Genomic DNA, 21,976 nt, shown 5'->3' with positions numbered 1-21,976 from the left:
GCCCAAATCCGAGGCTTTGCAAAGGCTTCAGGTAAATCCAACCATTTTCTATTTTCAGGTAGCCTGCGGCCTGCCTGCCCAAACGAGGTGTGATATGGCTTTCGTGATAACCCTATTGCTGTTGCTGTTCGGCATTATCGTGGGGATGCTGTTTCAAACCCGCATGCAGCAGCAGGATCTGGCCGAAAAATTATCGCGGCTGCAAACGGAAGTGGAAAAACTGCGCCGCTGCCCGCCCGTTTCAGAGCAAAAGCTACCTGAAAACGCAGCAGGCGAGTCTCCGCGCAGCACAGCCGGGCGCGGCGAACTGCCGCCAAGCCAGCAAGGCGGCCTCTATGCCAGCGCCCGCAGCGAGCCGCATACCGGCGCTTCGCAGCCCGATTTCGGCGGCTGGCCGTACAACCCCGATGTGCCCACTGCCGCCGCTTCCGGCGCGACAAGACCTCATTTCTCCGCATACGATTCCCTTTCTCCCGCAACTTCCGCCCGCCTGCCTGCCGATGCCCAGCCGGCCGACGTTTCGGTGCATCCGCTGGCGGCGCCATCCGCCCCATCTGCGTCCGAGCCAACCCAGCCGCCGTTTTCAGGTAGCCTCACGCCCGAGGCGGCTGCTGCGCCACTTCATCCACAATCTCCTGTTTCTCCTGCCGCTCCTGCTTCTGCCGCTCAGCCCGCTCCCGCAGCTTCGGGCAGCGGCGTGGTGCCGGGCAGCCGACCGGGCACGGTAAAAATCCGCAAACGGGTGCAGCCGGGCGAGCCGCATCTGGCGCCAACGCCTGCCCAGCCGCACGAACAGGCTGCGGCACGTGCGCCCTCTGCCGAAACCGGCCAAACTGCAAGCCAAGCCCGCCGTGCCGCCCGCCGCGCCGAGCCGCAGCGGGAAAGCGCGTTTGCCCCGCTGGTTGATTGGCTGATGCACGGCAACCTGCTGCTGAAAACCGGCATCGTGGTGCTGTTTTTGGGGCTGGTATTCCTGCTGCGCTTTGCTTCGGAGCGGATTCATGTGCCGATTGAAATGCGCTATCTCAGCGTGATGGGCTCCGGCTTGGCGGCAGCCGTGGCGGGCTGGGTGTTGCAGCGCCGCCGCCGCGAATACGGCCTGATTTTGCAGGGCTTCGGCATGGCGGTGATGTATCTTACCGTGCTGGCGGCGGTGAAGCTGCACCCGCTGCTGCCTTCGGGCACGGCCTTTGTGCTGATGGTGGCGCTGGTGTGCGCGATGGCGCTGATGGCGGTGCGGCAGGATGCCAAAATCATGGCGCAGGTGGCGCTCATCGGCGGTTTGGCCGCGCCGATGCTGGTGTCGGACGGCAGCGGCAGCCATGTGGTGCTGTTTACTTATCTTGCGCTGCTCAACACCGGCGTGGCGGCCATCGCCCGCTTCAAAACCTGGCGAAGCCTGAATTTAATCGGCTTTATCGGCACGCTGGCCATCGCGCTGATGTGGGGCACTTCGGAATACACGGTGGAGCGCTTTGCCAGCACCGAACCTTTCCTGCTCTACCATTGGCTGCTCTACACATTGGTGGCCTGCCTCTATGCGCTGCATCGCCGCGACGAAGCCGAAGAACACCACGTGCCCGACAATGCGGATCTGGACGAACTGGCCGACAGCCTGCTCACCCACGGCATGATCATCGGCGCCATCGACGGCATGCTGCTGTTCGGCACGGCTGCGGCGGCGTTTATGCTGCAATACCACATGCTGCCCGAGGGCGCGAACCATCTGGCGGCGGGCGCGTCGCTCGGTTTTGCCGGGGTTTATACCCTGCTGGCGGCCTGGTTTACCGGCAGCCGCGATTTCCCGCTGCTGCGGCAGGCTTTGGGCGCGCTCTCGCTGGTGTTTGTTACGCTGGCGGTGCCGCTGGCCTTCGAGCGGGAGGCTACGGTGGCGCTGTGGTCGCTGGAGGCGGGCTTGGTGTATGTGTTTGCGCTGCGCCAGAGAAGGCCGCACACGCGCGTGCTGGCGGCGCTGGTGTATCTGCTGTCGCTGGGCGCGCTGTTGGGCAGCGGTTTTGCGTTTGCGCCGGGCGGGGCAAACGAGCCGCTGCTGGACGGGCCGCTGGCCTCCACGTTTGCGGCGGCGCTGGCCGGCTTGGTGATGTATGCGGCCTGGCTGCGCTGGCGTTGCCGCGGGTCGGCCTATTGGGAGGCTTGGTGGCAGCAGGGCGTGCTGGGCGCGGGGCTGCTGCTCACGGGGCTGCTGCCGCTGATGAGCCTGCCGCAGCATTGGGCGATGGCGGCTTTGGCCGCGCTGGCTTGGGCGGCAGTGCGCGCGCAGGCCGAGCTGTTCCGCCGTTTTGCCGGCAATGCGGATTTTTCAGGTAGCCTCTTGGCGGAGGAAGATGAAGACGAAGGCAATGATGAAGCAGGCGATTCGCCGGAGCTGCCCGTGGGGCTCAACCTGCTGCTGGCGGCGGCTTTGGGCTACGGCACGGCGGTGCTGCCGCTGCTGGGGGACGCGTTCGGCATGGCGGGCTGGGCGGCTACTGCGGCCTGCTGGGCGGCCACGCTGCTGCTGGGTGCGGCCGGCTATGCGCTGCACCATACAAACGAAACGGCGCCGGGCTACAGGCTACCTGAAAATGAGCGAAGCGAGTTTCGCCAAAGCAAACGCGTGGCGCGGCTGCGCAACCAACACCTTCGCCAAAACAGCGGCGGCCTGCCGCTAAACCAAGGCGCGGGCGGGCTGCTGACGGGCATGGCGCTGTTTGGCACGCTACTTTCCGCCGCCAATCTTTTGGGACACTTGCCCGAAGCGTGGGCGGATACGGCGCGGCTGTGGTATCTGCTGCTGCCGTTTGCGCTGTGGGCGGCGGCGGTGGCCTGGCTGGATTGGCGGCAGGGCAGGCGGACGGCGCTGCTGCTGATACCGCTGATGCCGTGCCATGCGATGTGGCTGGCAGGCTGGCTGAACCGTGTGGGTTTTGCGCCGTATGCGTTTTCAGGTAGCCTGATGCTGGTGCTGCTGGCTCTTTTGCTGTTTGCCGTGTTGCGCATGCAGCGCTTCGGCTCGCCGGAAACGGAGCGGGCTTGGGGCGTGGCGGCGTTTATGCTGTGGGCGGCGCAGGCCACGGGCTTTGCGGGCATGCTGGGCGGCGAAACGCTGCCGGGCGTATGGGCGCAGCTTGCTTGGCTGGGGCTGCCGCTGGCTTTGTGGCTGCTATTTTACCTGGCGCGGGAGCGGGATGCGCTGCGGCCTTATGCGGCGGTGTGTTCGCTGCTGTGCGGGATGTATGCGCTGCTGTGGCTGGTGGGCAATAATGTGCTGGAGCCGCGCGCGGTGGCGCCGCTGGGCTATTGGCCGCTGCTCAATCCGATGGATTTGGCGGGGCTGGCGGTGGGCGCGCTGTGGCTGAGGAGCGCGGAAATGTGGCAGGAGGATTTCGAGCTGGAAGGGGAGGGGCTGCGCCTGCATTTGGCGGGCTCGGTGCTGGCGGGCCTCACGCTGGTGAGCGGGGCGGTGTTGCGGCTGTGGTATTTCTATATGGGGGTGGAATGGACGCTGCCGGGAATTATGGCTTCGTTCGGCTTGCAGGCGGCGCTGTCGATTGTGTGGGCTTCTGCGGCAATCGGGCTGATGGTGTCGGGCCACCGCTCGGGGCGGCGCATCCGCTGGATGGCGGGCGCGGGGCTGATGGGCGTGGTGGTGCTGAAGCTGTTTACGGTGGAATTGGGCGGCAGCGGGGGCATTGCGCGGATTGTGTCGTTTATCGGCGTGGGCCTGCTGTTGCTGCTGGTGGGCTGGTTTGCGCCGGTGCCGCCGAGGGAGGGGGATTAGCGGGGTTTGTTTGGACAAAAGGCTACCTGAAAACGATGGATTGGTTTTCAGGTAGCCTTTTTTGCCGGGGCGGCAAGGGTTTAATCTTGGCGGCCGTGCTTTTGGATGAATTCGATTTTGTAGCCGTCGGGGTCTTCCACGAAGGCGATTACGGTGTTGCCGTGTTTCATGGGGCCGGCTTCGCGCACCACCTTGCCGCCTTTGGCGCGCACGGCGTCGCAGGCGGCGTAGGCGTCTTCCACTTCGATGGCGATGTGGCCGTAGGCGTTGCCGAGGTCGTAGGAGTCGGTGTCCCAGTTGTGGGTGAGCTCGATTACGGCGGTGTCGTCTTCTTCGCCGTAGCCGACGAAGGCGAGGGTGAAGCGGCCTTCGGGGTAGTCTTTGCGGCGCAGGAGGCGCATGCCGAGCACTTCTTGATAAAAGGCGAGGGAGGTTTCGAGGTTGCCGACGCGCAGCATGGTGTGGAGGAGTCGCATGGTTTGTCCTTAGTGTGGGATGAAAGGGCGGATTGTAGCAAAAGATAAGGGCTACCTGAAAAAAGTAAACAGCTGTTTTCAGGTAGCCTATATTAATTCCCGTGAAGCCCGGGTGTGTAATAATTTAATTGAAAAGAGTAAGTTGGGATTCTGGAGGCTTGCTGGCTTTCAGATAGCCCCATCATTTCTGCTTCGTTTCCCTTTGCGCCTCATGCCGGCGCGGGCACCTACTTTTAGCTGCGCAGAAACTCGTCCTCCTGCGGAGACCTCGTTTTCTTTGCTTCGCCAAAGAAAAGGAAGCAAAAGAAAGGCGACTGCGGGCACAGGTTTGGCTTCGCCAAACTTCCCTCACTCCACGTAATTTTTCGGGCGGGCTCGCAACTTGCGGCTTCGCCGCTTCGAACATGCAAGCCCTTGTTCCCCGAAAAACCGCGCTCCGTTCGGCTGTGCCAGCAGAGCAGGACGTAGCCCAGCCGTTAGTGCCAAATATTTTGCGCTTAGATTTGTGGAAAAATTATTTATTGCTGTCGCTACTATCGCCAACGGCTTCGTCGAGGCTTTTGAGCCAGGCGAGTTTGTCGGCGATTTTGGTTTCGAGGCCGCGGGGGACGGGCTGGTAGAAGTCGGGCTCGGGCAGGTGGTCGGGCATATAGGTTTCGCCGGCGGCGTAGGCGTTTGGTTCGTCGTGGGCGTAGCGGTAGGCGCGGCCGTAGCCGAGCTCTTTCATGAGCTTGGTGGGGGTGTTGCGCAGGTGTACCGGCACTTCGGCGCTGCCGTTTTGCTTCACAAACTGGCGCATTTGGTTGTAGGCGGTGTAGCCGGCGTTGGATTTGGCGGCGGCGGCAAGATAGAGCACGGCTTGGGCGAGGGCGAGCTCGCCTTCGGGGGAGCCGAGGCGTTCGTAGGTTTGGGCGGCTTCGTTGGCGATGGTAAAGGCGCGGGGGTCGGCAAGGCCGATGTCTTCCCAGGCCATGCGGACGATGCGGCGGGCGAGGTAGCGGGGGTCGGCGCCGCCGTCGAGCATGCGGCAAAACCAATAGAGGGCGGCGTTGGGGTGGGAGCCGCGCACGGATTTGTGCAGGGCGGAGATTTGGTTGTAGAAGCTTTCGCCGCCTTTGTCGAAACGGCGGATTTGGCTGCCGAGGCTGTCGGCGAGGAAGGCGGTGTTGAGCCGGCTGATGCTGCGGGTGTGGGCGGCGCGCAGGAGCTGTTCGAGCAGGTTGAGCAGGCGGCGGGCGTCGCCGTCGGCGGTGTGCAGCAGCAGGGTTTCGGCGTCTTCTTCGATGGTGAAGCCGCTGTATTCGGGCAGGGTGAACACTTTGCGGCTGAGCCGGCGCAGGTCTTCGGTGGAGAGGGGCTGGAGGGTGTATACCTGGGAGCGGCTGAGCAGGGCGGGATTGACTTCGAAGGAGGGGTTTTCGGTGGTGGCGCCGATGAAGGTGAAGAGGCCGTTTTCCACGTAGGGCAGGAAGGCGTCTTGCTGGGATTTGTTGAAGCGGTGCACTTCGTCTACAAACAAGATGGTGGCCTGGCCGCGCTGGAGGGCGATCTCGGCTTTGTTTACGGCTTCGCGGATGTCTTTGATGCCGGCAAACACGGCGGATACGGGCAGGAATTGGGCATGGAAGCTCTGCGCCAGAATGCGGGCGAGGGTGGTTTTGCCCACGCCGGGCGGCCCCCAAAGCAGCATGGAGTGGGGCTGGCCGCCTTCCACGGCCACGCGCAGGGGTTTGCCCGGGCCGATGAGGTGCTGCTGGCCGACAACGTCGTCGAGCGAATGGGGGCGCAGGCGTTCGGCCAGCGGGGCGGCGGGGGCGCGGGAGAAGAGGTCGGGTGCGGTGGTGTCGGTCATGGCGGGCTACCTGAAAGTGCGGCTGCAAGGAAGTTTTGCGAGGCCGAAGCGTAAGGGGCAGGGTGGGGATTTTAGCAAATTCTGCGCGGCGGCTTGTGGTATCATGCGGCGCTGTGGCGGAGGAGGGGTTGCTTTTTTCAGGTAGCCTCTTGCTTTTTCAGGTAGCCTCAGGCAGATGCCGCCGAATCATCCGAATCATCGTCAGCAGCCCCGGGCGGGCTGTTGTTTCTACTGTATTGAATCCATGTTTATGAAATTCCGTTCTCCTTTGATGGCGCTGTATGTGTTGGTGGGGCTGAATGTGTTGGCCTTTGTGCTGATGCAGCTGCCGGGTTTGCCCGATTGGGAAATCCTCGGCTCGCTGTGGCCGATGGCGCATCCCTACTACCGCCCTTGGCAGTGGCTGAGCCATTTGTTTTTGCATGCGAGTTTGACGCATTTGCTGTTTAATATGATTGTGTTGTGGTCGTTTGCGCCGCCCTTGCTGGAGCGCTTCGGGGTGCAACGCTTCCTGCTGCTGTATCTGGCCAGCGGGCTGGCGGGGGCGCTGCTCTACACGGGCTGGAACGAATATTTGATTGCGGGTGGGGTGCGCAATGTGGCCGAGCAGCTGGGGCTGGATGCGGCCACGGTGCGCTCGGCGCTGATTTCGGGCGGGCTGCCGAATGTGCCGGAGGGCTTGGCGCGGGCGTTTTACACGCACTTGCTGGGCGCTTCGGGTGCGGTGTTCGGCGTGCTGACGGCGTTTGCGCTGTGTTATCCGAACGCGCCGCTCACGATTATGTTTCTGCCGATGCGGATTAAGGCCAAGCATTTGGTGCCGGTGGCGGTGGGCTACGAGCTGTTTGCGCAGTTTGGCGGCGTGTCGCTGTTTGGCGACAATATCGCGCATCTGGCGCATGTGGGCGGGGCGGTGTGCGGCTCGTTTTTGGCTTGGTATTGGCTCAGCAGCCGCGAGCCGGTGTCGTTTGCGGATTACCGCAACCGGCGGCTGTGAGGCAGATTTTCAGGTAGCCTCTTGGGCAGTGATACAGGCTACCTGAAAAATATATTGGATGAAAATCAGAATGGGACAGGACAAATCAACGCGGTAGCATTCTGATTTTAATTCACGATAATGGTTGGATTGGAATAGCAGGAAGCAAATATGAAACAAGCCGTCATCGCGCTGGGCAGCAATCTGGAGCAGCCCGAACAGCAGCTGCAAGCCGCGCTGGACAAGCTGGCCGCGCAGCCCGAAGTGCAAGTGCGCGCCGTGTCGTCGTTTTACCGCACCGCGCCCGTGGGTTATGCCGATCAGCCCGATTTTGTGAACGCCGCGGCGCTGCTGGCAACGGATTTGCTTGCAAGCGAGCTGTTGGCGCTGCTGCAAAGCATCGAAGCCGCCGCCGGCCGTGTGCGCACCTTCCGCAACGCCCCGCGCACGCTGGATTTGGACATCATCGACTACGCCGGCCAAACGCTCGCCACCCCCGATTTGCAGCTGCCGCACCCCCGCGCCCACCAGCGCAGCTTCGTGATGATTCCCCTGGCCGAAATCGCCCCGCAGCACATCCTGCCCGGGCAAACCGCCACCGCCGCCGAGCTTGCCGCCGCATTGGGCAACGAAGGCGTGCAGCGTATCGGAGCGGGCGGTTAAACTTTTTCTGCTTCGCAGCAACCCACTTCGTTTATTTCAGGTAGCCTCAGGCGGCACGGCAAAGGCTACCTGAAAAATCCAAACAGAAAGCAAACCATGCAAACAGACTACCGCTACATCGTTGTAGAAGGCCCCATCGGCAGCGGCAAATCCCCGCTCAGCCGCAAGCTGGCCGAGCATTTCGGCTGCACCCTCCTCAGCGAGCAGCCCGAGCAAAACCCCTTCCTCGAACAGTTCTACCTCAACGCCGCCAACCACGGCCTCGCCACCGAGCTCTACTTTCTGCTGCGCCGCGCCGAAGTGCCCAAACTCATCGCCGAAGCCGACGAAATCGGCAACGCCAACCACGGCATGCACCGCGTGGTGAGCGACTTCCTGCTGGAAAAAGACCAGATATTCGTGCCCACCATCCTGCGCGAAGACGAACAGGCGCTGTATTGGCAGCTCAAGCAGAAAGTGATGCCCGAAATCCCCGTGCCCGATTTGGTGATTTATCTGCAAACCAGCGCCGGCGCCGCCGAACAGCAGCTGCGCCAGCGCGGCGACAACCACATCAACCTCTTCCCGCCCGGCTACCTCCAGCAAATCCACGACGAATACCACCGCTATTTCTACCTCTACGACCGCGCCCCCCTGCTCATCGCCAACACCGACGAGCTCGACTTCATCAACAACCCCGAGCACTTCGATCTCTTGCTGCACGCCATCGCCAACCTGCGCGGCAGCCGGCATTACCTCAACCTGAGCGAGCGCTGATTCCGCGCCGGCAAACGCGCCCCGCGCCGAAGGGCTACCTGAAAACGGCAAAGCCGATATTCCCGCCTCACCGTTTTCAGGTAGCCTTTGGTTTGCGCACACGCAGCCGTTTGCCCCACATGCTACCTGAAAAATCCGCAAGCGATTCGGGCGGGATATTTTCAGGTAGCCTTTCTTTGCCTGCGGCATCCGCCGCCGTTTGCCCAAGCGCTGCCGCAAAGCAACCGCAAGCCGGAAAAATCCATCGCGTATTTACTTGTTCTAACATAAAACCCCCGCTGTGGGCTGCGGGTTTTCGTCTATACTTCGCCCTGCATTATCAAAGCTGGATTTAAATTTGAGCGTTGCGCTCGCCATGAGCCGCAAACTTTGTTTAACCTAAACTGAGGGAACTTTGATGAACCTACATGAATATCAAGCAAAAGAGCTGCTTGCCGGCTACGGCCTGCCCGTGCAGGGCGGCATTTTGGCCGTGAACGGCGAGGAAGCCGCCGCCGCATTCGACAAGCTGGGCGGCAAATTTGCCGTGATTAAGGCTCAGGTGCACGCCGGCGGCCGCGGTAAGGCGGGCGGCGTGAAAGTGGTGAAAAGCCGCGAAGAAGCCAGGCAGGTGGCCGAAAGCCTGATCGGTACCAATCTGATTACGTATCAAACCGATGCCAACGGCCAGCCGGTAAACAGCGTGCTGGTGTGCGAAGATATGTATCCGGTGCAAACCGAGCTCTACTTGGGTGCGGTGGTGGACCGTGCCGCCCGCCGCGTGGTGTTCATGGCCTCTACCGAGGGCGGCGTGGAAATTGAAAAAGTGGCCGCCGAAACCCCGGAAAAAATCTTCAAAACCGTAGTAGACCCGCTGGTGGGCCTGCAACCCTGTCAGGCGCGTGAAGTGGCCTTCAAGCTGGGCTTGAAAGACAAGCAGGTGAACCAGTTTGTGAAACTGATGACCGGCGCCTACCAGGCCTTCATCGAAAACGATTTCGCCCTGTTTGAAATCAACCCGCTGAGCGTGCGCCAAGACGGCAGCCTGGCCTGCGTGGACGCCAAAGTGGGCATCGACGGCAACGCCCTGTACCGCCTGCCGAAAGTGGCCGAGCTGCGCGACAAATCGCAAGAAAACGAGCGCGAGCTGAAGGCTTCCGAATTCGATCTGAACTATGTGGCATTGGAAGGTAACATCGGCTGTATGGTAAACGGCGCCGGCCTGGCGATGGCCACCATGGACATCATCAAGCTCAAAGGCGGCCAGCCGGCCAACTTCCTCGACGTGGGCGGCGGCGCCACCAAAGAGCGCGTGGTGGAAGCATTTAAGCTGATTTTGGAAGACAAATCGGTGAAAGGCGTGTTGATCAACATTTTCGGCGGCATCGTGCGCTGCGACATGATTGCCGAAGCCATTGTGGCCGCTGTGAAGGAAATCAACGTGGGCGTGCCGGTGGTGGTGCGCTTGGAAGGCAACAATGCCGAATTGGGCGCCAAGATTCTGAACGAATCCGGCCTGAAACTAACTTCCGCCGACGGCCTGAACGACGCCGCCGAGAAAATTGTTGCCGCGGTAAACGCCTAAGGAGAACAGAATGAGCGTATTAGTAAACAAAGACACCAAAGTATTGGTACAGGGTTTCACCGGCAAAAACGGTACTTTCCACTCCGAACAGGCGATTGCCTACGGCACCAAAGTGGTGGGCGGCGTAACCCCGGGCAAGGGCGGCCAAACCCATCTGGGCTTGCCCGTGTTCAACACCATGAACGAAGCCGTGCGCGAAACCGGCGCTGATGCCTCAGTGATTTACGTGCCCGCGCCCTTCGTGCTCGATTCCATCGTGGAAGCGGTGGATTCCGGCGTGAAGCTGGTGGTGGTGATTACTGAAGGCGTGCCCACGCTGGATATGCTGAAAGCCAAGCGCTATCTGGAAACCAACGGCAACGGCACCCGCCTGGTGGGCCCGAACTGCCCCGGCGTGATTACCCCCGGCGAATGCAAAATCGGCATCATGCCCGGCCACATCCACCAGCCCGGCAAAATCGGCATCATTTCCCGCTCCGGCACGCTGACTTATGAAGCCGTGGCGCAAACCACCAAGCTCGGCCTCGGCCAATCCACCTGTATCGGCATCGGCGGCGACCCGATTCCGGGCATGAACCAAATCGACGCGCTGAAGCTGTTTGAAGCCGACCCGCAAACCGAAGCCATCATCCTGATTGGCGAAATCGGCGGCACGGCCGAAGAAGAAGCGGCGGAATACATCCAATCCAACGTGTCCAAACCGGTAATCGGCTACATTGCCGGCGTTACCGCGCCCAAAGGCAAACGCATGGGCCATGCCGGCGCCATTATCTCCGGCGGCAAAGGCACGGCGGAAGAGAAATTCCGCGCCTTCGAAAAAGCCGGCGTGGCCTACACCCGCAGCCCGGCCGAATTGGGCAGCACCATGCTGGAAGTGTTGAAAGCCAAAGGTTTGGCTTAATCCGGCCTGATTGCCTGCCAAACAGAGGCTACCTGAAAACGCAGCGCAGCGAAGTTTCTGCGCAGCTAGAATTTTCAGGTAGCCTTTTCTTTGCACGGCAGGTATAGTGCCGGTCGTTATTGACACACACAAGGGAGCAAGCAATGTTGTTCTTGATTTTGGCTGTTTTCGCGCTGGGCTTGGCCGGCCTGGGCTATCTATATAAGAAAACGCAGAAGCTGGGGCAAACGGTGTTTGCCGGCATGCTGGCCGGTTTGGCTTTCGGCGCGCTGCTGCAATCATCTGCTGCGCCGGAAACCACGGCGGCGGCGCTGGATTGGATCAACCTGGTGGGCGGCGGCTATGTGCGCCTGCTGCAAATGATCGTGATGCCGCTGGTGTTCGTGTCGATTTTGTCGGCAATCACGCGCCTGAACCAGGCCAGCGCCCTGGGCAAAATCAGCTTCAGCGTGCTTTCCGTGCTGCTGATTACCACGGCGATTGCCGCCTTTATCGGCATCATCATGGTGCAGGTGTTCGGTCTCACGGCGGAAGGCCTGATTGCCGGCGAGCGCGAAATGGCGGCGCAGGCTAATGTGGTGGGGCGCGTGGATCAGGTGAGCAACCTCACCATTCCGGCCATGCTGCTTTCGTTTATTCCGAAAAACCCGTTTGCCGAGCTCACCGGCGCCAACCCCACTTCCATCATCAGCACGGTGATTTTTTCCGCTTTCTTGGGCGTGGCCGCCTTGAGCCTGCGTAAGGAAGACCAAGCATTGGGCGAACGCATCGCGCAGGGCGTGGATACTTTAAACAAGCTGGTGAGCCGCTTGGTGCGCTTCGTGATCCGCCTCACGCCCTACGGCGTGTTTGCCCTGATGCTGAAGATGGCCGCCACCTCGAAATGGACGGATATTTTAAACTTGGGCAGCTTCATCGTGGCTTCCTATCTGGCGATTATCTTGATGTTTATCGTGCACGGCGCGCTGCTGGCACTTTCCGGCATCAACCCGCTGGGCTACTTCAAAAAAGTGATGCCCACCCTGGCTTTTGCCTTCACTTCCCGCTCCAGCGCCGCCTCCATCCCGCTGAACATCGAAACGCAAACCGACAAACTGGGCAACCATTCCGCCATCGCTAACTTCTCCGCCACTTTCGGCGCCACCATCGGCCAAAACGGCTGTGCGGGCATTTATCCGGCCATGCTGGCGGTGATGATTGCGCCCACCGTGGGCGTGGATCCCTTCAGCATGAGCTACATCGCCACTTTGGTGTTTGTGGTGGCCGTGTCTTCCTTCGGCATTGCCGGCGTGGGCGGCGGCGCCACGTTTGCCGCCATCGTGGTGCTCTCCACGCTCAATCTGCCGCTGGAACTGGTGGGCTTGCTGATTTCCATCGAGCCGCTGATTGATATGGGCCGCACCGCGCTGAATGTGAACGGCGCGATGGTGGCCGGCACGCTGAGCAATAAATGGCTGAAGCTGAAAGAATAGGGCCGTGGCCATGAAAAACCGCACCGGAATCGGGTGCGGTTTTTGTTTGAGACAAAGGCGGGGTGATTAAATGCCGGACTGCTTCAGCGCTTCGTAGCCGCCGCGGTTTTGTACATTGGTGTAGCCCAGGCTTTCCAGCGCCTGTTTGGCCGCTTCGGCGCGGCGGCCGCTGCGGCAGTAGAGCTGGATGGGGGTGTGTTTGTCGGGCGCGACGGCGGTGATTTGCCGGGCGATTTGGTCGTGCGGCAGGTTGTGTGCGCCTTGAATGTGGCCTTGGGCGTATTCGGCGGGGCTGTGCACGTCGATCCACACGGCCTGCTGGCGGGCGGCGGCACGGGGCGGCTGGCTGTGGGCGTGGCGCTGGCTGCCGTGGGCGGATGCGGCGGCGGGCAGGGCGGAGAGCAGGACGATGGCGGCGAGGGTGGGGAGTTTGTGCATATTCATGGCGAATCCTTGCGTGGGCGGTTTAAATTTTCAGGTAGCCTCTGGCGTTGCCGTGGAGGCTACCTGAAAGCGTTAGCTTCAACGTAGTTAAAACGAACTGGATTGCTACGGGATTAAAGCTATGGCGGTTTAAAGCGATACGGCTCGGTTTGGTAGTGAGTGTTCTTTTGCGCGTTGGCGTGAGCCGTATCGCTTTTTTCAGGTAGCCTCAGGCGCAGTGCAAGAGGCTACCTGAAAAATGTGGGCGCGGCTTATTCGCGGTTGGCTTCCACGGCTTCCATGGCGCGCAGCGAATAGGTGTAGGCGGCGCCGGCGTTCAGCGAGATGGCGGTGGCGAGCGCGCCGGCAATTTCGCTTTCGGTGGCACCGGCTTTCACGGCGGCTTGGGCGTGCACGGCGATGCAGCTTTCGCAGCGGGTGGTCACGGCCACGGCGAGGGCAATCAGCTCGCGGGTTTTGGCATCCAGCGCTTCGGCTGCGGCGGCGCTATCCAGCGCGGCATAGCCGGCCAGCATTTTCGGGTGTTTTTTGCCCAGGTTGCCGAAGGATTGTTTAACGTGGGCGGCGTGTTTCTTCCAATCTAAAAACATGATGATGCTCCTTGTGTAATGGGGTGAGTTGGAGTAAATATAGCCTGAACGGGTTGTAGCGTCCGTTCGGCTGTTTGATGCGGCGTATTGTGCTACGGAAAATGGAGCGAGGCTTGCCCGATTGTCTCATTCTGTTGCCCGCTTGGATGGCGGGCGGGAAAGCGCGGGCGGAAGGGTAAACTAGGGGGAGGGAATCATGGATGTGTCGGATAAATTGATGTATCTGGCCAGATTGCGCGGCCGGATAGACGTGTGCTGCCGTTTGGGCGGCGGCTTCCATCTCGGGCACGAGGGCGAGCCAGAAACGGCGCGGCTGCACTGGGTGCTTTCCGGCGGCGGCTGGCTGCGCGTGGGCAACGGGCCGGCGGTGGCGCTGCACAGCGGCGACGCGGTGCTGCTGCCGCATGATGCGCCGCACAGCATCGCCGACAGCCTGGAAGGGCTGCGCCAGCCGCCTGGCAGCCCGCATTTGAGCGAACGCGGCGTGTTTACCATTAAAGACTGTGGCGGCAACAGCCTCCAGCTTTTGTGCGGCCAATACCGCTACACGCGCCATGCCGCGCTGTGGCTGGGCATGCCGGAATACCTGCTGCTGCCGTTGCCGGAAATGCGGCAGGTGGCGCTGACCATGCTGGAGGAGGCCGACGGCGCGCGCTACGGCAGCGGCACGGTGGTGAACGCTCTGTCGCAGGTGATGCTGGTGGCGGTATTGCGGCACTACCGGCAGCAGAGCAGCGATCCGTCGTTTTTGTCGCAGCTGGCCGACCCGCGCCTGAATGCGGTGTTGCAGGCGGTGTTGGTGTCGCCGCAGGAAGATTGGCCGGTGGACAGGATGGCGGAGGTGGCCAAGCTTTCGCGTGCGCAGCTGATGCGTTTGTTTAAGGCCGTGGTGGGGGTGAGCCCGCACCGCTTCGTGCTGTCGATCCGCCTGCAGCAGGCGGCGGTGCAGCTGGCCGACAGTGCGGATACGGTGCTGCGCATTGCGCTGGACAACGGCTTTGTGTCGGAATCGCATTTCAACCGGGCGTTTAAGCAGTATTTTGGGCAAACGCCGAAGCAGTATCGGGTGGGGGCGAACCGGTCGGGCTGAGGGGTGTTTTTCAGGTAGCCTTTGGGCTGCCTGATTGCTTGCTGCATCCTTAGTCTGCGAATACATAAAAAGGCTACCTGAAAACCAAATTTCGGTTTTCAGGTAGCCTTTTGCTTGCCAAATTGCTTTAAGAATCAGCGTTTCTTAAATTCTTGCAGGCTGCCGTCCAGTTTGAAATCAACTGAGTATTTGGCGCGCGGGGTTTCGATGGAAGAGGTAATCCAGCGGCGGTTTGGTTGGGCACCCACAGTTGGAAGCTCACGAAATCGAGCTCGGCTTCGGTGGCTTCCACTTCCTTGGCTTTCTCGGCCCAGGTTTGGGCGATGGTGGCCACGGTGGCAAACTTGATGTCGGCCAAGGGGGTAACGTTGTGTTTCATGTCGCCGCCTCCGGAAATCTGCACGGGCTGGGGCTCGCTCCACTGGCCGTTTTCGTAGGTGTAGTGGTCGATGTTTTCCGGCTTGTTCGGGTCTTGCACGTCGATTTCGATGCGCGGGCGGCTGCCGCCGTAGAACTGGATGTTTTGGAAGATGCTCAGGGGCTTGCCTTCAAATTGGGGCAGGGCTTTGAGCGAATCTTCGGCGGCTTGCAGGGCTTCGGCGTTGCTCAGGAAGTTGTCCATAGCGGCAGCTTCGGGCTTGCTTTCAGCTTCGGGTTGGGCGTTGTCTTGGCTTTGTGCCTGGGGTTGGCCTTCCTGCTGGGCAGGAGCCTGGCCTTCGCTTTTGCCGCCGCAGGCGGAGAGGCCGAGCACGGCGGAAAGGCACAACAGCCACAGGCTTGTTTGGATTTCATCAGTTGATTCCTTTTTTGGTTGTTTACTGGGCAGCATCGCTGCTGGGGCGCCATTGTAAAGAATAATCGTTAGTTTTTCAAAAATGGGGAAACCGGCGGAAGGCTACCTGAAAAAATAAAACAGCTTTGCGGCAAGGCAGGGTTGTTTTGTTGTTACGGTCGCAGCATCCTAAAAACTACCCTTTAGTGCTATTGAAAATAATTCTTAATTTTAATAGTATGCCAGTTAATTTAACAAAAGTTAAAAATACACTGATAAAAAATAGGGAAATAAGCTGCTTTGTTTGATTGTTGATGACTATTCTTTGCAGGATATTAACATGAAGCCCCAAGCATTCCGCCCCCGTTTGTTAGTTTTGCTGCTTTCCGCCGCCTTTGCCCATATGCAGGCTGTGGCCGATTCGGCCGTAGCCAAGAACGATGGTGCGTCGCCCGCCGCCGGCGAGCTCGAAACCATCGAAATCAAAGGCCGCAGCCGCGACCAGCGCGGCGCAGACGATGTGTACCGTAAAAACGTGTCCAGCGTTTACGCCGGCCGCGAATACCTAGAACGCTACCGCACCGATGCCGCCAGCGACGTGTTCAAAGGCCTCAACGGCGTGTACAACATGAATACCCGCAATGCGGGCAGCGCGATTACGCCCAATATACGCGGCATCAGCGGCAAAGGGCGCATCCCCGTTACCATCGACGGCACGGAGCAGACCGTGGACGTGTGGATGAACAACTACGGCATTGCCGACCGCAACTATGTCGATCCCGCCCTGTTTCGCAGCATCACGGTGGAAAAAGGCCCGGCCATGACGCGCGGGGTGAAATCCGGCGTGGGCGGCGCGGTGTCCATCCGCACCATCGAGCCTGCCGACATCATCCCCGAAGGCAAGAGCTGGGGCGTGGAGCTGAAAACCGAGTTTTCCAACAACACTGCCGAGCAGATTCAGAATTTCAACGACTACTTGGGCAAAGACTACCGCACCATGCCCGGCAACCCCACTGCCGATGGCGCATCCGGCATGTTGGGAGGCGGCGTACCTTTCACCGGACTCAATTTCTATGGCTCGGATGCCGACAAACCACGCCAAAGCAGCCGTTTTAGCGAATTTAAAAACGACCGTAACCTATTGTTCTCTAACGCCTTCAAACCGATGTTTCAGACGGCCTCATCGCCTACAGCGACCGCCGCAAAGGTACTTATTTCAGCGGCAAGCGCGGCGTGAGCAGGCTACCTGAATAATGCCATATACGACAGCGAAGATCCGCGTGCCTACCTTTCCAACGTCCTGATTCCCGACATGGCCGCGCTCTACCGCCCAGGCGAGCAAGTGCCCAACAGCAACGTGGCCAGCCGCAGCCTACTGCTGAAAAACAACTGGTATCTGCCGCACAAGCAGCAAATCAACCTGCACTACATGGACACCAAAATCCGCTTCGGCGAGATGAACCCCTTCATCAACGCCCTGCTGCTCGGCTACAGCAGCGAATACAATATGCGGCGGCAGCGTTACGACATCGCCCCCGTGCAGGGTATCGATTCCGACATCCGCAACCGCACCTACAAACTCGGCTACCAATGGCAGCCCGAAGGCAGCCGCTGGATAGACCTTAAAGCCGACATCTGGCGCGTGCGCACTAACAGCACCCGCCACCAAAGCGGTGGCCCCGATTTGGCCGTGCCATACGGCGATGCCAAATACGATGCCTGGGCACGCTGCTTCCGCCACAACTTCCAGCCCGACCCCGCACGCGGCATCGCCAGCTGCCAAGAACTGATAGACGAAGGCTATGACCGCAACAATCCGCCCAACAACCCGCCCGTTATCGACGGCGCGAACACCGTATTTTCCGGCGCGGTGCAAACCACCAAAGCCACCCGCACCGGCTTCAACATCAGCAACCGCATGCGCTTGAGCGACAATTTCAGCTTTACCCTTTCCGCCTGACACCAATACGAGAAGCTGGATGAAAGCAGCGAAGTGGCGCAAAACGATAAAGACTTCTTCGGCATCATGGATGCCGTAACCGCGCTCACCAAGCTTACCGGCCTGCGCTCCGGACGGCGCAAGGAATGGGGTGCACAACTGAGTTTCGACTGGCGGCCGACCGAACGCCTGAAAATCGAAGCAGGCGTCCGCTACGACCGATTTTGGGCGTTCGACGACCTGCTCGCCCGCGCCAGCGCCAGCCGCAACCCCGCCTATTCCGTTACTTACAGCGCGGACGGCGGCGACGTGATCAGCGGTATCGCCCTGCCGTATCTGCAAGTGATGACGCCCGAAGAAATCGCCGCCTACAACCGCGCCCGCGCCGCCATCGCCGCCGACCCCGACAATTACGAACCCATTTACCGCGAATTTGAGCAACGCTACGGCTTCTATCCCGACGAGAGCCTGTCGCGCCACGACCAAAACGGCAACACCGGCTATATCGACGGCAACGGTGATTATCAGGCTTTCGATGAAAGCCGCACCGTACTTTACCGCCCGATGCGCCCCAAAATCGTGGAATACGGCAACCGCAAATTCCACGGCCCGGCCTTTGAAAACGGCTTTTTCGACCAGCGCGTGAGCAACCCGCAGGGCAGGCAGGGCAGCTACTACCGCTACCTGCGTATCAGCCGCAGCGCCCGCTTCGGATATTATCCCAATGACGACAACTATACGTTTGATTACGGTTATGAAGCCAGCCAATATTACGAAAACACCGATGATGACACTTCGCCTGATTACCGCACCCGCCGCAACGATATTGCCAGCACGGATCTCACTGCCGAAGCCCATCATCTCTCTACCACGATAACGGGCGATGCCAACTTCCCGCCGGTGAAGCGCCTCAACGGCTCGGCTTGGTCGCCCATGGTCGCCCTCAGCTACGACCTGACCGACAACAGCCGCCTGCACCTGCGCTGGGCGCAAATGACGCGCTTCCCCAGCATCTACGAAGCCACCAATATGAGCTTCGGCGCGGTGTATTTGGATGCCATGCTGCCCTCGTTCGACCTCAAGCCCGAGCGCAGCACCAACTGGGAAGTCGGCTACACCTATAACTTCGCCCCGTTGTGGAGAAAACTACGCGAAGGCGACGTACGGCTCACCTATTTCTCCAACACCATCAAAAACGTCATCGACACCGCCGCCAATAAAGACCTCATCCAATACGACCGCAAAATCACCCGAGGCATCGAGTTGCAAAGCCGCTTCGATTTCGGCCGCTTCTTCATGTCGCTTGGCGGTACTTATCGCTTGAAACAGCAAACCTGCGATGAAAACCTCTCCTTCGCCTACGATATGTACTACAACAGCGTGCCTGCTTGCATCGAAGGCGGCATCGGCGCGACGCGGTTTTATCAGTCCATCCAGCCCAAATATTCCCTTAACCTCGATTTGGGCGTGCGGCTGTTGGGCGAAAAACTCGAACTCGGCGTGCGCGGCATCCACCATAGCCGCCGCAGCAGCAAACAGCACGACCGGCTTATCGAACAAGGCATGGGGCATCTGCTCACTTCCACCGGTACGGCCTACCACTGGCGCGCCTCCACTGTGTGGGATGCCTACGCCCGCTACCGCATCGGCAGGCAATTCAGCCTCAACCTCGGCGTGAACAACCTCACCAACCGCTACTATCTCGACCCGATGAGCAACGTGCCCACCCCCGGCCCGGGCAGGACGGTAACGTTCGGCATCAAGGCCAGGTTTTAGCCGAGCATGAAGTAAAAGACTACCTGAAAAACGAAAGGGCGGTTTGAGCCGCCGGTTGGATGGTGTATGATAAATCGGCGGATGAAACAGCCGCTTAAGGAGGAAAACGATGAATGCGAAACGGATGAAACCTATTTTTCAGGTAGCCTTTTGCGGCCTGCTGCTTGCGGGTTGCGCGATGACGCCGCAGCAGCGTGCGGCCTATGAGGCGGCGCGGGAGCGGGAGATGAAGCAGACGGCGGTGGCGCTGGCGGCGCAGTGCGATAGGCGTGCGGCGCAGCTGATTGCTTTACAGCAGGAGGATTATCTGGGTGTGCCGGATGAGCAGAAGGCCAAGCTGCGGCTGGAATATGCGGACAAGGTGTCGGAGCCGGCGTTTCAGGCCTGCTACCGGATGGCTTGGGAGAATTTGGTGTATCGGGAGCGCTTGGCACAGCTGGAGCGGCGCGAGCGGCGGCGTGAGCTGGAGTGGATGATGTATCGGCCGTATTACCCGTATTGGTGGTAGGGCGGGCTTGGAATTTTTCAGGTAGCCTGTGCCGGCCTTGTGCGGAGAGGTGTTCACCACCATAACAAAATCATCGGAATGCCCGGCGGCAGACGGCCGGGCATTTTGGTTTTCTTTTGCTTTTTAATTGCTTGTGAATGCTGGTGGATTTTGTTTGAATTCAATTGGGAATTGTTTGCATTTTGCTAGAGGGCGGGGATATAATCGGGCAAGTTCAAGTTTATGTAAAGGAGCGGCAGCCATGCTGATTGCCTTGTTGATTATGTTGCGCGAGGGCATTGAGGCGGCGCTGATTGTGGGCATTGTGGCCGGCTTTTTGAAGCAGGGCGGCTACCAGCGCATGATGCCGAAGGTGTGGCTGGGCGTGGTGCTGGCGGCGGGTATGTGTTTGCTGGCCGGCTGGCTGATTTATAAGGAAACCGGCGAGATTCCGCAGAAGCAGCAGGAGTTTGTGGTGGGCGTGATCGGCCTGGTGGCGGTGGCGATGCTCACTTATATGGTGCTGTGGATGCAGAAGGCTTCTAAGTCGATCAAACAGCATTTGCAGCAGTCGGTTACGGCGGCGCTGAACCGGGGCAAGGGCCACGGCTGGGCGCTGGTGGGCATGGCGTTTCTGGCGGTGGCGCGCGAGGGCATGGAGAGTGTGTTTTTCCTGCTGGCGGTGTTCAACCAGAGCCAGAGTGCGGCCATGCCGCTGGGCGCGGTGCTGGGGCTGGCGGCTTCGGTGGTGGTGGGCTGGCTGATTTACCAAGGCGGGGTGCGCATCAATTTGGCGCGCTTTTTCCGCTGGACGGGCATTTTCCTGATTTTTGTGGCCGCCGGGCTCACTGCCGGGGCGTTCCGCGCGCTGCATGAGGCGGGGGTGTGGAATGTGTGGCAGGTGAACCCGTTTGATTGGTCTTCGCCGATGCCGCTGGATTGGTCGGGCGTGCTGCATGAGGATAGCCCGCTGGGCGTGCTGATGGGCGGCTTCTTCGGCTACACGCACCATCCGGTGCTGTCTGATTTTATTCTGTATTTTGCTTATCTGATTCCGGTGTTGTTTCTGTTTTTGCGCGGCAGCAAGCCGGCTGCCGCCGCTGCATCTTCTCCAACCCCTTAAGTTTTGCCATGTGAAAGGTCTTACTATGAAGAAACTGAATCTTACCGCCTTGGCCGTGTTTGCCGCTTTCGGTTTGGCCGCCTGCCAGCCGCCGGCTGCCGAAACTTCCGGCCAGCCTGCCGCTTCAGGCGCGTCTGCCGCTTCCGGTGCCGCCGCCACCCCCAATGCCGACGGCAGCTACAACATCGCGGTGAATGACCACGCCTGCGAGCCGATGGAAATAACCGTGCCCAGCGGCCAGGTAGTGTTCAACATCAAAAACAACAGCGCCCGCAAGCTGGAATGGGAAATCCTCAAAGGCGTGATGGTGGTGGATGAGCGTGAAAACATCGCCCCGACCCTGAGCGATAAGATGACCGTAACCCTGCTGCCCGGCGAATACGAAATGACCTGCGGCCTCTTGAACAACCCGCGCGGCAAGCTGGTGGTTACCGACAGCGGCTTTAAAGAAACCGCTGGCGAAGCCGATATGGAAAAACTGGCACAGCCCCTGGCGGATTACAAAGTATACGTGCAAAACGAAGCCGATCAGCTGGTTACCAAAACCACCGCCTTCGTGAACGCCGTGAAAGCCGGCCGCACCGAAGAAGCCAAAGCCATGTTTGCCGACGTGCGCAGCCACTACGAGCGCATCGAGCCGATAGCCGAGCTGTTTAACGAGCTCGACCCGGCCATCGACGCCCGCGCCGACGACTTCAAGCTCGGCGAGAAAGATGAAGGCTTCGGCGGCTTCCACCGCATCGAGCACTCCCTGTGGACGCTGAACACCACCAAAGGCATGGAGCCCGTGGCCGACAAACTCTTGGCCGACGTGCAGAAGCTGAAACAGGAAATCGACATCCTTACCTTCCCGCCCACCAAAGTGGTAGGCGGCGCCGCCGTGCTGATTGAAGAAGTGGCCAACAGCAAAATCAGCGGCGAGGAAGACCGCTACAGCCGCACCGACCTGAGCGACTTCCAAGCCAACGTGGAAGGCGCGCAGAAAATCGTTGAGCTCTTCCGCCCGATGATTGCCGAGAAAGACAAAGCCCTGCTGGAAAAAGTGGATGCCAACTTCAAACAGGTTACCGACATCCTCGCTAAATACCGCAACGACAAAGGCTTCGAGCCCTACGACAAGCTCACCGAAGCCGACCGCAAAACCTTGCAGGCACCGATTAACACCCTGGCTGAAGACTTGGCCAAACTGCGCGGCATTCTCGGTTTGAACTAATCAGCCCGAAATGTTTGACCCAGTTTAAAAAAGGGAATCCCGTTTTCAGGTAGCCTCTATCGTCCCAGAGGCTACCTGAAAACTTCCCCAGCAGGAGAAAC

20 protein-coding genes are annotated in these 21,976 nt (G+C 60.1%); 14 read left to right on the top strand and 6 right to left on the bottom strand.

What is annotated here, in order from left to right; all coding sequences use genetic code 11:
- Positions 1–94 precede the first annotated feature (94 nt).
- The gene (locus LG371_RS10065; protein WP_225748400.1) at positions 95–3,781 is read left to right on the top strand and encodes a DUF2339 domain-containing protein; all 3,687 of its coding nucleotides are present in this window, start codon (positions 95–97) and stop codon (positions 3,779–3,781) included.
- 80 nt (positions 3,782–3,861) lie between these two features.
- On the opposite strand, the gene gloA is transcribed toward LG371_RS10065, so the two are convergent.
- Positions 3,862–4,257 (bottom strand): lactoylglutathione lyase, encoded by a 396-nt coding sequence (gene gloA / locus LG371_RS10060; protein WP_225748399.1) that lies wholly within the window; start codon positions 4,255–4,257, stop codon positions 3,862–3,864.
- Between the two features lie 514 nt (positions 4,258–4,771).
- Positions 4,772–6,109, bottom strand: coding sequence for a replication-associated recombination protein A (locus tag LG371_RS10055; RefSeq protein ID WP_225748398.1), 1,338 nt, complete (start codon positions 6,107–6,109; stop codon positions 4,772–4,774).
- A 250-nt stretch (positions 6,110–6,359) separates the two neighbouring features.
- On the opposite strand from LG371_RS10055, the gene LG371_RS10050 reads away from it, so the two are divergent.
- The 3 genes from LG371_RS10050 to LG371_RS10040 all read left to right on the top strand — a co-directional run bounded on the left by LG371_RS10050 (position 6,360) and on the right by LG371_RS10040 (position 8,504).
- A complete protein-coding gene (locus LG371_RS10050) occupies positions 6,360–7,106 on the top strand; it encodes a rhomboid family intramembrane serine protease (RefSeq protein WP_179945900.1) in 747 nt (248 codons plus the stop codon).
- A 150-nt stretch (positions 7,107–7,256) separates the two neighbouring features.
- The gene (folK, locus tag LG371_RS10045) at positions 7,257–7,748 is read left to right on the top strand and encodes a 2-amino-4-hydroxy-6-hydroxymethyldihydropteridine diphosphokinase (RefSeq protein ID WP_067592413.1); all 492 of its coding nucleotides are present in this window, start codon (positions 7,257–7,259) and stop codon (positions 7,746–7,748) included.
- 96 nt (positions 7,749–7,844) lie between these two features.
- Complete coding sequence (locus LG371_RS10040; RefSeq protein ID WP_067592416.1) at positions 7,845–8,504, top strand: deoxynucleoside kinase; 660 nt, start codon at positions 7,845–7,847, stop codon at positions 8,502–8,504.
- 76 nt (positions 8,505–8,580) lie between these two features.
- Here the strand turns inward: LG371_RS10040 and LG371_RS10035 are convergent, their stop codons facing one another.
- A complete protein-coding gene (locus LG371_RS10035; RefSeq protein ID WP_156503510.1) occupies positions 8,581–8,772 on the bottom strand; it encodes a hypothetical protein in 192 nt (63 codons plus the stop codon).
- A 129-nt stretch (positions 8,773–8,901) separates the two neighbouring features.
- Here LG371_RS10035 and sucC point away from each other — a divergent pair, with 129 nt between their 5' ends.
- The 3 genes from sucC to LG371_RS10020 all read left to right on the top strand — a co-directional run bounded on the left by sucC (position 8,902) and on the right by LG371_RS10020 (position 12,441).
- Complete coding sequence (gene sucC, locus LG371_RS10030) at positions 8,902–10,068, top strand: ADP-forming succinate--CoA ligase subunit beta (protein ID WP_067592419.1); 1,167 nt, start codon at positions 8,902–8,904, stop codon at positions 10,066–10,068.
- Between the two features lie 10 nt (positions 10,069–10,078).
- Positions 10,079–10,969 (top strand): succinate--CoA ligase subunit alpha, encoded by an 891-nt coding sequence (gene sucD / locus LG371_RS10025; protein WP_225748397.1) that lies wholly within the window; start codon positions 10,079–10,081, stop codon positions 10,967–10,969.
- Positions 10,970–11,112: 143 nt separating this feature from the next.
- Positions 11,113–12,441 (top strand): L-cystine transporter, encoded by a 1,329-nt coding sequence (locus LG371_RS10020; protein ID WP_067592424.1) that lies wholly within the window; start codon positions 11,113–11,115, stop codon positions 12,439–12,441.
- A gap of 66 nt (positions 12,442–12,507) precedes the next feature.
- Here the strand turns inward: LG371_RS10020 and LG371_RS10015 are convergent, their stop codons facing one another.
- Both LG371_RS10015 and LG371_RS10010 read right to left on the bottom strand, forming a co-directional pair.
- A complete protein-coding gene (locus LG371_RS10015; protein WP_225748396.1) occupies positions 12,508–12,885 on the bottom strand; it encodes a rhodanese-like domain-containing protein in 378 nt (125 codons plus the stop codon).
- A gap of 251 nt (positions 12,886–13,136) precedes the next feature.
- Positions 13,137–13,475 (bottom strand): carboxymuconolactone decarboxylase family protein, encoded by a 339-nt coding sequence (locus LG371_RS10010; RefSeq protein ID WP_225748395.1) that lies wholly within the window; start codon positions 13,473–13,475, stop codon positions 13,137–13,139.
- A gap of 202 nt (positions 13,476–13,677) precedes the next feature.
- Between LG371_RS10010 and LG371_RS10005 the strand changes: the two genes are divergently transcribed.
- Positions 13,678–14,565, top strand: a complete 888-nt coding sequence (locus tag LG371_RS10005) for an AraC family transcriptional regulator (RefSeq protein ID WP_225748394.1) — start codon at positions 13,678–13,680, stop codon at positions 14,563–14,565.
- A 127-nt stretch (positions 14,566–14,692) separates the two neighbouring features.
- Here the strand turns inward: LG371_RS10005 and LG371_RS10000 are convergent, their stop codons facing one another.
- Entirely contained in the window at positions 14,693–15,331 is a 639-nt protein-coding gene (locus LG371_RS10000; protein ID WP_225748393.1) for a hypothetical protein, read from the bottom strand.
- 346 nt (positions 15,332–15,677) lie between these two features.
- Here LG371_RS10000 and LG371_RS12440 point away from each other — a divergent pair, with 346 nt between their 5' ends.
- From LG371_RS12440 to efeO, 6 genes are all read left to right on the top strand, one after another.
- Complete coding sequence (locus LG371_RS12440) at positions 15,678–16,574, top strand: TonB-dependent receptor plug domain-containing protein (RefSeq protein WP_370632687.1); 897 nt, start codon at positions 15,678–15,680, stop codon at positions 16,572–16,574.
- Between the two features lie 75 nt (positions 16,575–16,649).
- A complete protein-coding gene (locus tag LG371_RS12435; RefSeq protein WP_370632686.1) occupies positions 16,650–17,297 on the top strand; it encodes a hypothetical protein in 648 nt (215 codons plus the stop codon).
- Positions 17,298–17,330: 33 nt separating this feature from the next.
- Complete coding sequence (locus LG371_RS12430) at positions 17,331–19,052, top strand: TonB-dependent receptor domain-containing protein (RefSeq protein ID WP_370632685.1); 1,722 nt, start codon at positions 17,331–17,333, stop codon at positions 19,050–19,052.
- Between the two features lie 109 nt (positions 19,053–19,161).
- Positions 19,162–19,560 carry a hypothetical protein gene (locus LG371_RS09990; RefSeq protein WP_082890744.1) on the top strand — a complete coding sequence of 133 codons (399 nt, stop codon included), beginning with the start codon at positions 19,162–19,164 and terminating at the stop codon, positions 19,558–19,560.
- A gap of 241 nt (positions 19,561–19,801) precedes the next feature.
- Positions 19,802–20,662 carry an iron uptake transporter permease EfeU gene (gene efeU / locus LG371_RS09985; RefSeq protein ID WP_067592430.1) on the top strand — a complete coding sequence of 287 codons (861 nt, stop codon included), beginning with the start codon at positions 19,802–19,804 and terminating at the stop codon, positions 20,660–20,662.
- A gap of 25 nt (positions 20,663–20,687) precedes the next feature.
- On the top strand, positions 20,688–21,875 hold the full coding sequence (gene efeO / locus LG371_RS09980) for an iron uptake system protein EfeO (protein WP_225748392.1): 1,188 nt from the start codon (positions 20,688–20,690) through the stop codon (positions 21,873–21,875).
- Positions 21,876–21,976: the final 101 nt, after the last annotated feature.

Origin of the sequence: Eikenella sp. Marseille-P7795 (assembly GCF_916618725.1) — a bacterium.
Classification (GTDB): Bacteria; Pseudomonadota; Gammaproteobacteria; order Burkholderiales; family Neisseriaceae; genus Eikenella; species Eikenella longinqua.
This window is presented reverse-complemented; position numbering and strand designations above follow the sequence as displayed.

Excerpts from the sequence above, each read along its gene's own strand:
- LG371_RS10065 (WP_225748400.1), top strand. The coding sequence starts at position 95 with ATGGCTTTCGTGATAACCCTATTGCTGTTGCTGTTCGGCATTATCGTG.
- gloA (WP_225748399.1), bottom strand. The coding sequence starts at position 4,257 with ATGCGACTCCTCCACACCATGCTGCGCGTCGGCAACCTCGAAACCTCC.
- LG371_RS10055 (WP_225748398.1), bottom strand. The coding sequence starts at position 6,109 with ATGACCGACACCACCGCACCCGACCTCTTCTCCCGCGCCCCCGCCGCC.
- LG371_RS10050 (WP_179945900.1), top strand. The coding sequence starts at position 6,360 with ATGAAATTCCGTTCTCCTTTGATGGCGCTGTATGTGTTGGTGGGGCTG.
- folK (WP_067592413.1), top strand. The coding sequence starts at position 7,257 with ATGAAACAAGCCGTCATCGCGCTGGGCAGCAATCTGGAGCAGCCCGAA.
- LG371_RS10040 (WP_067592416.1), top strand. The coding sequence starts at position 7,845 with ATGCAAACAGACTACCGCTACATCGTTGTAGAAGGCCCCATCGGCAGC.
- LG371_RS10035 (WP_156503510.1), bottom strand. The coding sequence starts at position 8,772 with ATGTTAGAACAAGTAAATACGCGATGGATTTTTCCGGCTTGCGGTTGC.
- sucC (WP_067592419.1), top strand. The coding sequence starts at position 8,902 with ATGAACCTACATGAATATCAAGCAAAAGAGCTGCTTGCCGGCTACGGC.
- sucD (WP_225748397.1), top strand. The coding sequence starts at position 10,079 with ATGAGCGTATTAGTAAACAAAGACACCAAAGTATTGGTACAGGGTTTC.
- LG371_RS10020 (WP_067592424.1), top strand. The coding sequence starts at position 11,113 with ATGTTGTTCTTGATTTTGGCTGTTTTCGCGCTGGGCTTGGCCGGCCTG.
- LG371_RS10015 (WP_225748396.1), bottom strand. The coding sequence starts at position 12,885 with ATGAATATGCACAAACTCCCCACCCTCGCCGCCATCGTCCTGCTCTCC.
- LG371_RS10010 (WP_225748395.1), bottom strand. The coding sequence starts at position 13,475 with ATGTTTTTAGATTGGAAGAAACACGCCGCCCACGTTAAACAATCCTTC.
- LG371_RS12440 (WP_370632687.1), top strand. The coding sequence starts at position 15,678 with ATGAAGCCCCAAGCATTCCGCCCCCGTTTGTTAGTTTTGCTGCTTTCC.
- LG371_RS12435 (WP_370632686.1), top strand. The coding sequence starts at position 16,650 with ATGGCCGCGCTCTACCGCCCAGGCGAGCAAGTGCCCAACAGCAACGTG.
- LG371_RS09990 (WP_082890744.1), top strand. The coding sequence starts at position 19,162 with ATGAATGCGAAACGGATGAAACCTATTTTTCAGGTAGCCTTTTGCGGC.
- efeU (WP_067592430.1), top strand. The coding sequence starts at position 19,802 with ATGCTGATTGCCTTGTTGATTATGTTGCGCGAGGGCATTGAGGCGGCG.
- efeO (WP_225748392.1), top strand. The coding sequence starts at position 20,688 with ATGAAGAAACTGAATCTTACCGCCTTGGCCGTGTTTGCCGCTTTCGGT.